10 protein-coding genes are annotated in these 14089 nt (G+C 75.5%); all 10 read right to left on the minus strand.

All coding sequences use genetic code 11. The annotated features are described in order from the left end of the window. Nucleotides 1-73: 73 nt before the first annotated feature. Nucleotides 74-1018 carry a bifunctional riboflavin kinase/FAD synthetase gene (locus tag ACZ34W_RS30640; RefSeq protein WP_329487707.1) on the minus strand — a complete coding sequence of 315 codons (945 nt, stop codon included), beginning with the start codon at nucleotides 1016-1018 and terminating at the stop codon, nucleotides 74-76. A gap of 65 nt (nucleotides 1019-1083) precedes the next feature. Further along, nucleotides 1084-4800, minus strand: a complete 3717-nt coding sequence (locus ACZ34W_RS30645; RefSeq protein ID WP_465608743.1) for a trypsin-like peptidase domain-containing protein — start codon at nucleotides 4798-4800, stop codon at nucleotides 1084-1086. 269 nt (nucleotides 4801-5069) lie between these two features. Then, a complete protein-coding gene (gene truB / locus ACZ34W_RS30650) occupies nucleotides 5070-5999 on the minus strand; it encodes a tRNA pseudouridine(55) synthase TruB (RefSeq protein WP_329487709.1) in 930 nt (309 codons plus the stop codon). A gap of 34 nt (nucleotides 6000-6033) precedes the next feature. Next, nucleotides 6034-7137 carry a DHH family phosphoesterase gene (locus ACZ34W_RS30655; protein ID WP_329487710.1) on the minus strand — a complete coding sequence of 368 codons (1104 nt, stop codon included), beginning with the start codon at nucleotides 7135-7137 and terminating at the stop codon, nucleotides 6034-6036. 2 nt (nucleotides 7138-7139) lie between these two features. Continuing rightward, a complete protein-coding gene (rbfA, locus tag ACZ34W_RS30660) occupies nucleotides 7140-7580 on the minus strand; it encodes a 30S ribosome-binding factor RbfA (protein WP_329487711.1) in 441 nt (146 codons plus the stop codon). 154 nt (nucleotides 7581-7734) lie between these two features. After that, complete coding sequence (locus ACZ34W_RS30665; protein WP_329487712.1) at nucleotides 7735-8031, minus strand: DUF503 domain-containing protein; 297 nt, start codon at nucleotides 8029-8031, stop codon at nucleotides 7735-7737. Nucleotides 8032-8182: 151 nt separating this feature from the next. Then, nucleotides 8183-11335: a translation initiation factor IF-2 gene (gene infB / locus ACZ34W_RS30670; protein ID WP_465608746.1), complete on the minus strand. Its 3153-nt coding sequence runs from the start codon at nucleotides 11333-11335 to the stop codon at nucleotides 8183-8185. A 249-nt stretch (nucleotides 11336-11584) separates the two neighbouring features. Further along, nucleotides 11585-11833, minus strand: a complete 249-nt coding sequence (locus ACZ34W_RS30675) for a YlxR family protein (RefSeq protein ID WP_329487714.1) — start codon at nucleotides 11831-11833, stop codon at nucleotides 11585-11587. A gap of 139 nt (nucleotides 11834-11972) precedes the next feature. Further along, complete coding sequence (nusA, locus tag ACZ34W_RS30680; RefSeq protein ID WP_329487715.1) at nucleotides 11973-12986, minus strand: transcription termination factor NusA; 1014 nt, start codon at nucleotides 12984-12986, stop codon at nucleotides 11973-11975. Between the two features lie 57 nt (nucleotides 12987-13043). Next, nucleotides 13044-13610: a ribosome maturation factor RimP gene (rimP, locus tag ACZ34W_RS30685; protein ID WP_465608749.1), complete on the minus strand. Its 567-nt coding sequence runs from the start codon at nucleotides 13608-13610 to the stop codon at nucleotides 13044-13046. Nucleotides 13611-14089: the final 479 nt, after the last annotated feature.

Raw genomic sequence — 14089 nt, forward strand, 5'->3', positions numbered from 1 at the left:
CCGCCGGGCCGTCCACGGATCCAGGGGATCCGTGGACGGCCGGCGGGCCCTTCGGCATCCGCGACCGGTCCGGTCAGCCCCCGTCGGTGAGCTCGCGGGCCTGCTTCACGTCGTCGGCCATCCGGTCCAGCAGCGCGTCGATCGAGTCGAACTTCTCCATCCCGCGCAGGTAGGCGAGGAAGTCGACCGCGACGTGCAGCCCGTACAGGTCCAGGCCGACCCGGTCGATGGCGTACGCCTCCACGGTGCGGGCCGTACCGTCGAAGGTCGGGTTGGTGCCGACCGAGATCGCGGCCGGCATCAGCTCGCCGTCCGCCGTCAGCCAGCCCGCGTAGACGCCGTCGGCCGGGATCGCGCTGTGCGGCACCGTGTCCACGTTGGCCGTCGGGAAGCCCAGCTCGCGGCCGCGCTGGGCGCCGCGCACCACCACGCCCTCGACCCGGTGCGGGCGGCCCAGCACCTCGCCCGCGCCGGCCATGTCACCGGCCGCGACCAGCCGCCGGATGAGGGTGGAGGAGAACGGCTCGCCGTCCCCGGCCGCCCCGCGCACCTGGAGGTCGACCACCTCGACGTCGAAGTCGGCGGCCCGGCCCAGCTCGGCCAGCAGCGCGACGTCGCCCGCCGCGCGGTGCCCGAAGCGGAAGTTCGGCCCCTCGATGACCAGCCGCGCGCCCAGCGCGTCCACCAGCACCTGCCGGACGAAGGTCTCCGGGGACTCCTGGGAGAACTCGGAGGTGAACGGCAGCACCAGGACGGCGTCCACCCCGAGCGCCTCGATCAGCTCCGCGCGGCGCGGCTGCGGGGCGAGCAGCGGCGGGTGGCTGCCCGGGCGGACCACCTCGCTCGGGTGCGGGTCGAAGGTGACCACGACCGAGCGGACGCCGAGCTCACGGGCGCGCTCGACCGCCCGGTTGATGATCAGCTGGTGCCCGCGGTGCACACCGTCGAACGACCCGATGGTGACGACGCTGCGTCCCCAGTCCCCGGGGATCTCCTCCAGGCCACGCCAGCGCTGCACCCTGACCGCTCCTTGTTCCCTACGGCGCGTACCTTCTGTACGCTCAAACGCTCAAACCCGAACCCCTATAGCGTGCCATGCGCCCGCCCCTGCTTCGGCACCGGAAGGCGGGTTGGGCGCACCGCCGGCTGTCCGGTCCCGGACACCGGGGTGGGAACCGGCTCCGGCGGGGTCGCCCGGTCCGCCTCCCGCCCGGCCTCGGCGGCGGCCTCCCGCGGGTCGCGCCCGGCCGCCGCCGGCTCCCGCAGCCGGGCCGACCGGGGGTCGGCGGGCCGGGCCGGGGCCTCGCCCTCGGGCCACCGGGCCAGCAGCAGCGCGAACGCCGCCGAACGGCCCGCGCAGCGGGCCAGCAGCTCGTCCGCGTCCGTGAGCCCGGCCGCGGCGCGGGCCAGCACCGTCCGGGCCCGCGCCGGGCGCTCGGCCGCGCAGTGCTCGGCCAGCCGCTCCACGACGGCGGCGAGCACCTCCTGGTCGCCCTCGGTGGCCAGCAGGGTGTCCAGGAGTTCGCAGCGCAGGGCGTCGGCCTCGGCATCGGCCACCGGGACCGCCAGCACCTGGGCGAACGGCCGCCGCACCGCCACCGGACCGGCCGCCAGGGCGCTGCCGAGCAGCACCCGCAGCTCCAGCCGGGCGGCCGGTCCCCCGGCGGCGCCGCGCGTCAGCCGGCGGCCCAGGTAGTCGACGGCGACCGCGCCCGCCAGCGCCGGGCGCTCCCGCAGCAGCCGGGCCGCCAGTTCGGCGCCGCGCCGGGTGGCCTGCGGCGTCCGGGCGTCGGCCAGTACCCGCAGCGTCTCGGCGACGGCCGCGCCGGGGGCCGCCAGCCGCTGCGCGAACGCGGCCAGGACGGGCTCGGGGTCGCTCTCCAGCGCCGGGGCCAGCGCCCGGGCGGTCAGGAAGCGGTCCTCGCCGTGCCGGTACGCCGCCAGCGCGGCCGGGAGGTGCCGGGCCCGGGCCCGCGGGTCGCGCACCAGCAGCGCCAGCGCGGCGCCGTGCAGGCACGGCTCCTCCTCGCGGGCGAGCAGGGCCAGCGCGGCGAACCGCAGCAACTCCGGTCCGGCCCCGCGCGCGTAGGCCGCGGCGCGCAGCGCGTGCACGGCGGCGGCGACGTGCCGCTCGGGCCGCCGGTCGTGGCTCCAGCGGTCCACGGCGCGGCAGAGCGCCGACGGCTCCTCACCGGCGAGCACGGTGAGCAGCGCGTCCGCCCGGGGGTGCGCCGCGTCGGCCAGCGCCTCCGTCAGGTCGTCCAGGGCCAGCGCGCGGTGGTGGTACAGCAGGTCGTGGGCGAGGTCGGCGACGGTGGTGCCGGGGCGGCCGGGCAGCCCGCGCGGGTCGTCGAACCAGGCGCAGAGCAGCGGCATCACCCGGGCCGGGTCGGCGCGCAGCCGCTCGGCCGTGGCGGCGAGGAACGGCCGCGCCGGTCCGTCGGCGGTGACCAGTCGGCGCAGGAGTGCCAGTTCGCTCTCGACCGGCAGGCCCAGACCGGTCCAGAAGCGCGGACCGAAGCGGCCCAGACCGGCCGCCGGGAGCCGCTCGAACCCGCCGGCCGCCGGTGCCACCTCGGCGATCCGGCCGGCCAACTGGGCGAGCAGCGCCCGGTGTTCGTCCAGATCGGGGCTGGCGGCCAGCCCGGCGGCGAGCAACCGGCCGGCCCACCAGCCGGGTTCGCTGCCCGGCGGGCGCAGGTCCAGCGCCCGCCAGAGCCGGTGCAGCCACGGGTCCAGCGCGGTGGCGCCCCAGGTCTCGGCCAGCCGCCCGAGCGCGGACGCCACCGGGGCGACGCGGTGCCGGGGCACCGTACGGGCCTCCCCCGGCGGCGGGGTGTCCTCGGCCTCGCCGAGGAGCAGCCGCAGCGCCGCGTCCAGGTCCAGGTGCAGGCCCTGGAGCCAGTCGGAGAACTCGCCGTGGGCGAGCCGGAAGCCCGGGCCCGCGGGCACGAACAGGCCCTCCGCCAGCACCGCGGCCGCCCAGTTGCCGGGTGGGAAGAGCTCCTCGAAGGCGGCCCGGCCGAGCCCGCCCTGCTCCGCGCCGAGCATCCGCCGGGCCGCCTCGTGCACCCGCCCGGCCACCGCGGCGGCCAGCCTGCGCACCCGGCCGGGCGACGGACCCACCGGCCGCCCGGCACCCCGCCGGTGGGCGCCCGGGCGCCGGGGCCGCCCGTCGGCGGCGATCCGCTGGGCCACCCGCAGGCAGCAGAGGTCCAGGTGGGCCGCGAACAGCTCGCCGCGGCCCACCGGCTCCCCGCGCAGCCCCTGCGCCCACAGCTCCCCGGCCAGCCGGACGGCGAGCGGGTGGCGGGCGTCCGCGGCCGACGTCCAGTCCGGCGGCAGCCCGTAGCGGCGGCGCACCCGGTCGGCGGCCTCGGCCGGGAGCGGGCCGAGCCGGTGGACGGCGAAGCTCCCGGCCGCCCCCGCGCAGCGGCAGTCGGCCCCGGCCGGCCCGGCCGTGGTGCCGCCCGCCGGTAACTCGTCACCGTCCCACGGCTCCCGGTCCCACGGCGGGCCGTCCCCGCCGTGCTGCGGACACCCCGCCGGCGCCGTACCGGGCCCGGCCGCCGCGCGGTCGTCGTCGAGGCCCGCCAGCAGTTCCCAGGCCTCGTCCCCGCAGGCGGTGAGCAGCCGGGCCCCGACCGCCGTCAGCCACTCCCCGGCCTCCCGCAGCCAGGCCCGGTCGAGCGGGACGGGCGCCTCCTCGGGGCCGTCCAGCACGATCAGCAGCGGCCGCCGCGCGGCCGCGCAGAGGGCGGCCACGGCGTCCGGCCCGGGCGGCGGCCGGGTGCCGAGGCCGGCCGCCGCCGAGGCCAGCGCCCGCCGCACCGCCGCGGCGAGCGAGGCGTCCTCGGCGCGCAGGTCGGCGCCGCGCAGCCAGAGCGTGGGAAGCGCCCGGTCCTCGCCGCCGCGCCGGACGGCGAGGGCCGCGAGCTCGGTGGTCCGGCCGGAGCCGGGGGCGCCGACCAGCGCGGTGACCGTCGCCCGCGGATCGTCCCCGGCCAGGCCGTCCGGGCGGTCGACCCGGTCGGCGGCCAGGGCGGCCACCCGGCCGGGACCGGCCCCGGCGGCCGCCACCTGGGCGGCGGCCAGCCGCAGCACCCCCGCCAGGTTCAGCGCCGATCCGTACGCGGGGACACCGGCGGCGTTGCGCGCCAGCGCCTCGGCCAGCGCCGGCGCGCCCTCGCCCGACCCGCTGCCGTTCGCCGGGGCGGCGGTCAGCGCGCCGCCCTGCTCCGGTGCCCGCAGCGCCGGAGCGGCGACGCCGATCACGGCGCCGCTGCGGGCGTCCAGCACCGGCGCCCCGGCGGGCACCGGCCCGGTGCCCGTGACGACCGGCAGGTCCAGCAGCAGCACCCCGCCCAGCAGGTGGAAGCGGTCGGGCCGGGTGTAGACCGCGCCGGTGACGCCCAGCACGCCGCAGCGCAGGGCGACCGTCCGCTCCCCCTCGCCGGTGAACGCGGGCAGCAGCACCTCCCGCCCGGCGGCCACCGCGCCCGGCGCCGCGATCGGCAGCGGGGGCACCGGCAGCCCGCCGACCCCGTCGGTCCGCAGCAGGGCCAGGCCGTGCCCGGGCAGCGGCAGGACGCTGTCCGGGCCCAGCACCCTGGTCTGGCCGCCCGGGGTGTGCAGGACGATCCGGTCGAGGTCCGCGACGCTCTCGTGCGCGGTGAGGACGGTCCCCTGCGGGTCCGCGACGAACCCCAGCCCGCGCAGTCGTCCGTCGAGGTCGCGGATCCGCAGCAGGTAGCGCCCCGGATCGTCCGCCACCCCGTCGCCGTCCAGTGCTCCCGGCATGCGTGCAGCCCTCCCGGCAGGGCCGAGCGGCCCGGGAGGCGGACGCGTCGCGGCGACCTGCTCGCCGCCCGGGAGCCTGCCCGGTGCCGGGCAGGCCCGACCGCACCCGCGCCGCTCACCACCGGGATTCACCTCGCGCGCTCCCCCGTGCGGGTGAACCTCTCCGGCCCCGCTCCGCCAGGTGCCCGCGCGGAAGGCCGAGAGCCCCCCGCCGCCCCGGACGTGGGCGGCGGGGGGCTCGACCGGCACGCGGCCCGGAGCTCCCGGCGTCAGCCGACGAAGACGGCCACCGGCTTCGCCTGACCGCCGTGCTCCTCCACCAGCGCGAGGAACCGCCCGTCCGGCCCGTAGACCGCGATCGGACCGGCCACGCCCATCCCGGGCGCCTTCAGCCGGGCGCCGTGCGACAGCACCTTGGCCTGCTCGGCGTCGAGGTCCCAGCGCGGGAAGGCGGCCGCGGCGGCGTCGCCGATCGGCAGCACCTCCAGCGGAGCGCCGGCGTCACCGGTCACCGCCTCCTCCAGCTGCTCCAGGGTCCGGGCCGACTCCACGCCGTAGGGGCCCACCCGGGTGCGCCGCAGCGCGGTGAGGTGGCCGCCGACGCCGAGGCCGGCGCCGAGGTCGCGGGCCAGCGCCCGGATGTAGGTGCCGGAGGCGCACTCCACCGTCACGTCGAGGTCGATCACCGGGGTGCCGTCCTCGGCGACGGCGGCCCGCTGCTCGTGGACGGTGAAGGAGTGGATGGTGGTCGGCCGGGCCGCGAGCTCGAAGTCCTCACCCTCGCGCACCCGCGCGTAGGAGCGCTTGCCGTCGATCTTGATCGCGCTGACCTTGGACGGCACCTGCATGATCTCGCCGGTGAGGGCGGCGATGCCGGCGTCGATGTCCTCCCGGCGCACGCCGTCGGCCGGCACGGACGCCGTGACCTCGCCCTCCCGGTCGTCGGTGACGGTGGTCTGGCCGAGCCGGACGGTCGCCTCGTAGGTCTTGGCGGTCAGCATCAGGTGACCGAGCAGCCGGGTGGCCCGCTCGATGCCGATGACCAGCACGCCGGTGGCCATCGGGTCCAGCGTGCCGGCGTGGCCGACCTTCCGCGTCCCGGCCAGCCACCGCAGTTTGGCGACCACCCCGTGCGAGGTGATGCCCTCCGGCTTGTCGACGATGACCAGGCCGTCCGGGCCGGTTCCCTTGCGCTTCATCTGTTCTTTTCTCTGGAGGCTTCTCTGGAAGTGGTCAGCTGACGGGCCGCAGCGCGCCCCGGAACCGCTCCACCGCGTCGGCCACGGGCTCGCGGGTGGAGAATCCGGCCGCGAAGGTGTGCCCGCCGCCGCCGAGCCCGGCGCAGGCCGCCGCGACGTCCACCGCGCCCTTGGAGCGCGAGGAGCCCCGCAGCGTGCCGTCCGGGTCCTGCTTGAGCACCAGCGCGACCTCGGCCTCGGCCGGGCGGCGCAGGATGTCGATCAGGCCCTCGATCTCCTCGACGGTGACGCTGAACAGCGCCAGGTCCTGGTAGGGCACCCAGGTCCACACCAGGCCCAGGCCGCCGGCCGCGTCCGGCTCGTAGACGGCCCGGTCGAGCGCGGCCGCGAGCACCTTGAGGTAGCCGAAGGACGAGGTGTCCCACAGCTGCCGGGAGATCAGGTCGTGCCGGATGCCGGTGGCCAGCAGCCGCCCGGCGAGTTCGTGGGTGGCGGGCGTGGTGGCCCGGTACTTGAACGAGCCGGTGTCGGTGGCGACACCGGTGTAGAGGCAGGTGGCCAGGGACTGGTCCAACTCGACGCCGAGCCGGCGCAGCAGCTCGTCCACCAGGACGGCGGTGGCCGGCGCGCTCGGGTCGATCAGCTGGTGGGTGCCGAAGCCGGGGTTGGAGGCGTGGTGGTCGATGACCACCAGCACCGGCGCGGCGAAGGCCTTCTCGTGCAGCAGGCCCAGCCGGCTCTCGGCGGCCACGTCGAAGCAGAGCACCAGCTCCGGGACGGCGGGCACCTCGGAGGCCGGCACGATCAGCTCCTGGCCGGGCAGGAAGGCCAGCGACTCGGGCACGATCTGCGGGTCGTCCCCGAAGGAGACCCGGACCTCGTGGCCCAGCCCGCGCAGGGCCAGCGCGGCCGCCAGGGCCGAGCCGAGCGCGTCGCCGTCCGGGCAGATGTGGCAGATGAGGTCGATGGACCGGGCGCGCCCGATCTCCGCGACCACCTGCTGCCAGACCAGCTCGAAGCCGGGCGCCTCGGCGCGCGGCCCCGGAAGCACCGCGAGGGCACCCTCCACCGTGGTGGTGGAGGACGCCCCCGCGACTGCTCCGGCCGTCGAACCGGTCGACGCCGGCTCACCTGCCATGACTACTCGTCCTCGTCGTCACGCTCGGACGCCGGGACCTTGTAGGGGTCCGCGTCACCGGCGTACTTCGCGCCCGCCGCGGTGGTGCGCACCGCGGCGTCGATGGCCCTGGCCCGGTCGAGCAGGTCGTCGATGTTCCGGGCGTTCTCCGGCAGCGCGTCCGCGACGAAGGTCAGCGTCGGGGTGAAACGCACCCCGATCTTGCCGACCTCGGAGCGGATCACTCCCTTGGCGCTCTCCAGCGCGGCGGCCGAGGCCTCGCGCTCGGCTTCGTCACCGAAGACGGTGTAGAAGACGGTGGCCTCGCGCAGATCGCCGGTGACCCGGGTGTCGGTGATGGTCACATAGCCCAGTCGCGGGTCCTTGATCCGGCGTTGCAGGGTCTCGGCCACGACCACCTGGATGCGGTCTGCGAGCTTGCGCGCCCTAGCGGTGTCGGTCACGTTGCCTCCTCGTGCAATGGGCCGGGTAACTCGGGCGTACTGCCTGCCCGTCGGGGCCCACGCCCCAAAGTACCGGCCCGCGCCCAGCCTTGTGGGCGCTCTCGGTCCTGATCTGTGTGAGAACGGCGACTCGCGCCGGTCCGTTCCGCAGACCTCATTCGTCGTCGTCGTTGTGGTAGCGCCTCCTGGCGGAGAGCAGCTCTACCTCGGGGCGGCCGGCGACCAACCGCTCACAGCTGTCCAGGATCTCGGTGACGTACCCGGCTTCGCCGGACACCACCGCCAGGCCGATCTCGGCCCTGCGGTGCAGATCCTGGTTCCCGGTCTCGGCAGCGCACACGCTGTACTTGCGCTGCAGTTCGGCCACGATGGGCCGCACGATCGAACGCTTCTCCTTGAGCGAATGTACGTCGCCCAGCAGCAGGTCGAAGGTGAGTGTTCCCACGAACATGTATGACAGGTCTCGCCGACCTGGAGGCCTCGGGGGCAGCCCTGGACCGGGCCGCTTCTCGTCATCGCTGACTACCCCAGGACCCTACACAGCGAGACCGGGGCCGGTCGACGGAAATACCACCCGTCGACCGGCCCCGGACACCACCCGCTTACGCGCGCGGCTTCTCGCGCATCTCGTAGGTCTCGACGATGTCCTCGACCTTGATGTCGTTGAACGACCCCAGGGTCACACCGGCCTCGAAGCCCTCGCGGACCTCGGTCGCGTCGTCCTTGAAGCGACGCAGACCCTCGATGGTGAGGCTCTCCGCCACGACCTTGCCGTCGCGGATGAGGCGGGCCTTGGCGTTGCGGCGCAGCAGGCCCTCGCGGACGATGACACCCGCGATGTTGCCGAACTTGGAGGAACGGAACACCTCGCGGATCTCCGCGGAGCCGAGGCGCACCTCCTCGTACTCGGGCTTGAGCATGCCCTTGAGGGCGTTCTCGATCTCCTCGATCGCCTGGTAGATGACCGAGTAGTACCGGACGTCCACGCCTTCCTTGTCGGCCGCGGCGCGCGCACGGCCTTCGGCGCGCACGTTGAAGCCGATGATGATGGCGTCCGAACCCATCGCCAGGTTGACGTCGGACTCGGTGATCGCACCCACGCCGCGGTGCAGGATGCGGAGCTCGACCTCCTCGCCCACGTCCAGCTTGACGAGGGCGTCCTCGAGGGCCTCGACCGAACCGGAGACGTCACCCTTGATGATGAGGTTGAGCTGCTCGATCTCGCCCGCGGCGATGGCCTTGTCGAGGTCCTCCAGGGACACCCGGACCCGGCGCTGCGCGAACGCGGCGTTGCGGTCGCGGGCCGAGCGCTTCTCGGCGATCTGGCGCGCGGTGCGGTCCTCGTCGACGACGATGAAGCTGTCGCCGGCGCGGGGCACCGAGGTCAGACCGAGGAGCAGCACCGGGCGGGACGGGCCGGCCTCGGCGAGGCTGTTGCCGTTCTCGTCCAGCATCGCGCGGACGCGGCCGTAGGCGTCGCCGACCACGATCGAGTCGCCGACGCGGAGGGTACCGCGCTGCACGAGCACGGTCGCCATGGCGCCGCGGCCCTTGTCGAGGTGGGCCTCGATGGCGATACCCTGCGCGTCCTGCTCGGGGTTGGCCCGCAGGTCCAGCGAGGCGTCCGCGGTCAGGACCACGGCCTCCAGCAGCTGGTCGATGTTGAGGCCCTGGCGCGCGGAGATGTCGACGAACATGGTGTCGCCGCCGTACTCCTCGGCCACCAGACCGAACTCGGTCAGCTGACCGCGGACCTTGGTCGGGTCGGCGCCCTCGACGTCGATCTTGTTGACCGCGACCACGATCGGCACACCCGCGGCCTTGGCGTGGTTCAACGCCTCGACCGTCTGCGGCATGACACCGTCGTTGGCCGCGACCACCAGGATCGCGATGTCGGTGGACTTGGCACCACGGGCACGCATGGCGGAGAACGCCTCGTGACCCGGGGTGTCCAGGAAGGTGATCGGGCGCTCTTCGCCGTTCACGATCGTGGCCACCTGGTAGGCACCGATGTGCTGGGTGATGCCACCCGCCTCGCCGGCCACCACGTTCGACTTGCGGATGGCGTCCAGCAGTCGGGTCTTACCGTGGTCGACGTGACCCATGACGGTGACGACCGGCGGGCGCGGGGCCAGCTGGTCCTCGTCGCCCTCGTTGGCACCGAAGTCGATGTCGAACGACTCCAGCAGCTCGCGGTCCTCGTCGTCGCGGCTGACGATCTCCAGGATGAAACCCATCTCGCCGGCCAGCAGCTCGAGGGTCGCGTCGGAGACCGACTGGGTCGCGGTGACCATCTCACCGAGGTTGAACATCACGGAGACGAGCGCGGCCGGGTTGGCGTTGATCTTCTCCGCGAAGTCCATCAGCGAGGCGCCGCTGGACAGGCGAACGGTCTGGCCGTTGCCGCGGGGCAGCATCACACCGCCGACGGACGGGGCCTGCATGGCCTCGTACTCCTGGCGCTTCGCCCGCTTCGACTTGCGACCACGGGCCGGACGGCCACCGGGGCCACGGCCGAAGGCACCCTGCGTGCCACCACGGGCACCCGGGCCGCCGGGACGGCCGCCGAAGCCACCGGGACGCGGACCGAAGCCGCCGCCACCACCGGGGGCACCGCCACCGGGACGGGGGCCGCCGAAGCCACCGGCCGGGCGCGAGCCCGGACCGGCCGGACGACCGGCGAAGCCCGGACGGGCGCCACCGGCGCCACCCGGACCACCGGGACGGCCGCCGGGGCCACCGGGGCCACGGCCGCCGGGGCCCGGACGCGGGCCCGGAGCCGGACGCTGCGGCATCATGCCGGGGTTCGGACGCGGCATGCCGGACGGGCTCGGGCCACCGGGACGCGGACCGGCCGGGCGGGGCATGCCGTCGGGACGCGGGGCGCCACCGGGGCGCGGCGCGCCACCGGCGCCGGGGGCACCGGCGGGACGCGGACGGTCGCCACCGGGACGCGGACGGTCACCGGCACCAGGGGCACCGGCGGGACGCGGACGGTCGCCACCGGGACGCGGACGGTCACCGGCACCGGGAGCACCGGCGGGACGCGGACGGTCGCCACCGGGACGCGGACGGTCACCGGCACCAGGGGCACCGGCGGCCGGACGGGCACCGGGCGCGGCCGGACGGCGGTCGCCGGGGCGGGCCATTCCGGTCGCGCTGCCCGAGGTGAACGGGTTGTTGCCCGGGCGCGGGCCGGCCGGACGCGGGCCCGGACGGGCACCACTGCCGGCGGCGGGGCCGGCCGGGCGCTGGGCCTGCGCGGCCGGGCGCTGGGCCTGGGTCTCCTCGGCCGGGGCCGGGGAGGAGAACTCGGCCGCCGGAGCAGCCGGGGCCGCGGGCGCGGCGGCGGGGCGAGCCGCCGGGCGCGGGCCCGGGGTCGGGGCGCCGGCCGGGCGCGGAGCGGCCGGGGCGGGTGCGGCCGGGGCGGCGGGCGCCGCGGCAGCGGGGGTGGGACGGGGTCCCGGGGTCGCGGCAGGGCGCGGACCCGGGGTCGGGGCACCCGGCCTGGGTGCGGCCGCACCGGCGGCGGAACCGCCGGCGGGCTGGGGCGCCGCGGGCTTCCGCGGGCCAGGCTTGGCAGCGCCACCGGTGGGGGCGACTCCCAGCGCGTCAGTCAACTTGCGTACGACCGGCGCCTCGATGGTCGAGGACGCCGAACGGACGAACTCACCCAGCTCGGTCAGCTTGGCCATCACGGCCTTGCTCTCCAAACCAAGTTCCTTGGCGAGTTCGTAAACCCGGACCTTAGCCACTTCACTCCTGATCTATGAGTCCGGGGTGTCTCGTCCGCCGGACTGTCGCTACTTCATGGGCGTACCCATCGCGTACTCATCGCGTACTCATCGAGTGCTCATCGCAATCTCGACCTACTTCCACATCGCGAGGTACCTGACTGGTGGCACGGCGTGCGGCTGCCCGCGCACTGTGCTTGGTGCGGTGGTTCTCCGCCGCGTGGAGCGGCGGCCGTAACGGGGAGGTGCCCGCCAGAGGCCTGAGGAAGCTCAGGGCGCCGGGGTGTCGCCTGCCCGCTCCCCGATGTACTCGCGGAGCCGCTCGGTGTCGAGCGTGCCCTGGAGCCGGAAGGCCCGGGGGAACGCCCGACGGCGGACCGCGAGGTCGAGGCAGGCCGGATCGGGGTGCAGGTGTGCGCCCCGGCCCGGCAGCGCGCCACGCGGATCGGGGACGCAAACGCCCTCGACCGCCGTGACACGCAACAGCTGGTGCTTGGCCGCGCGCTTGCGGCAGCCCACGCAGGTGCGTTCCGGGCGTGCTCGGACGTGCGTCCGGCCAGACGAAGGCAAGTCTACCCCTCCGAAGGGACATGGCGCCGCCCCGCCGATCCGGAGTGGAACGGCGGGGGGCGGTGGAACGGTGGTGCCCGGGGCGCGACTACTCGGCCGAGGACTCCCGGCCGCCGTCGTCGGACTGCCCCTCGGTGTCCGGGCGGATGTCGATCCGCCAGCCGGTCAGGCGGGCGGCCAGGCGGGCGTTCTGGCCCTCCTTGCCGATCGCCAGCGACAGCTGGTAGTCCGGCACGATCACCCGTGCGGAGCGCTGCTGGAGGTCCACGATCTCGACGCTCGTCACCCGTGCGGGGGACAGTGCCGCGGCGACCATCTCGCGCGGGTCCTCGGACCAGTCGACGATGTCGATCTTCTCGCCGTGCAGCTCGCCCATCACCGCGCGCACCCGGCTGCCCATCGGGCCGATGCAGGCGCCCTTGGCGTTCAGCCCGGACCGGCGCGACCACACCGCGATCTTGGTGCGGTGACCGGCCTCACGGGCGATCGCGGCGATCTCGACGCTGCCGTCGGCGATCTCCGGCACCTCCAGGGCGAAGAGCTTCTTCACCAGGCTGGGGTGGGTGCGCGAGAGCGTCACCGACGCGCCGCGCACGCCGCGGCGCACGGCCACCACGTAGCACTTGAGACGGGTGCCGTGCCGGTAGTCCTCGCCCGGGACCTGCTCCTGCGGCGGCAGGATGGCCTCCAGCTTGCCGATGTCCACCAGCACGTTCTTCGGGTCGTTGCCCTGCTGGACGACACCGGTGACGATGTCGCCCTCCTTGCCCGCGTACTCGCCGAAGGTCTGGTCGTCGGCGGCGTCGCGCAGGCGCTGCATCATCACCTGGATGCCGATGCTGGACGCGATCCGGCCGAAGCCGCTCGGGGTGTCGTCGAACTCCTTCGGCTCGACGCCCTCGTCCAGCTCGGCCGGGTCCTCGGTCGCCCAGACCGTCACGTGGCCGGACTTGCGGTCCAGCTCGACCCGCGCGCGGCGGCGCGAGCCCTCGGTGCGGTGGTACGCGGTGAGGAGGGCCGACTCGATGGACTCGACCAGCAGGTCGAAGGGGATGTTCTTCTCGTTGACCAGCGTGCGCAGGGCACTCATGTCGATGTCCACGGCTACGCCTCCTCGTCTTTCGTCACGTTCGTCATGGTGCGGTCGGTGGGCAGGTCGTCACTGCGCACCGTCGTCCCCCTCCTCGGCGCCGTCGTCCGCCGAGTCGTCGTCCACGAAGTCCTGGGCCTGGTCGAGGAGCTCGTCGTCCTTGCGGTTGAACTCCACCTGGACGCGCGCCCGGGACACCTCGGTGTACTCCAGGCGACGCTCCTTGGGCCGGCCGCGGCCCTTCACCGGCTGCACCTCGACCAGCGCGCCGTCCTCGTCCGCCTCCAGCACCCGGGCGACGATCTCCCCGCCGTCGACCAGGTGGATCGCGGCCAGCCGGCCCTCGGCCCGGCGCCAGTGGCGGGGCTCGACCAGCGGGCGCTCCGCGCCCGGCGAGCCGACCTCCAGCACGTACGCGCCGGTGCCCATCACGTCGGAGGTGTCCAGGGCCTCGCCGACCACCCGGCTGAACTCCGCGATGGCGTCCAGATCCACGCCGCCGTCGGCGTCCACGTCGATCTGCACCTGGCGGCGGCTGCCGGCCTGGGTGACCTTGATGTCCTCCAGGTCCAGGCCCGCCTGGGCGGCCAACGGCTCCAGCAACGCACGCAGCCGGTCGATGTGGGTGGTGCTCATCCGGGTGGACTCCTCGGCCGCGTCTGCTGTTGTCAGAGGGCGCACCGCGCCGTCCGGCGCCGCTCGGGCGCAGGCCGGGTCGCGGCAGCTCGGCCCAAATCCTATCCGGTGAAGTCGCCAACCACCGATTCCGGACCACGTGCGGGCGCCCGGGCGCCACCCACTGCGAGCAAGGTCACACCGGTGGGGCGTGGTCCAGGGCCTGGGAATCCGGGGCCGGACCCGTGAGGATTCTGTAATCATTCACGCCAACGAGGGCACGCAGGCCGTCCTCCCGCACACGCCCCGGAGTGACCGCGATGCAGCCGCCCAGCCGACGGACCCTGCTGGCCCTCGGACTGTTCCTCGCCACCGGCGGCGCCCTCGCCGCCTGCACCGGCTCCCCCGACGAGGGCGGCACGGGCGGGGGCGAGCACCGGCGGCCCGACCCGGACGAGCCGGTCCGGCTGCGCGCCGTCGACGCCACCGACGCGCTGCTG

The organism is Kitasatospora sp. NPDC022856, from assembly GCF_055561235.1.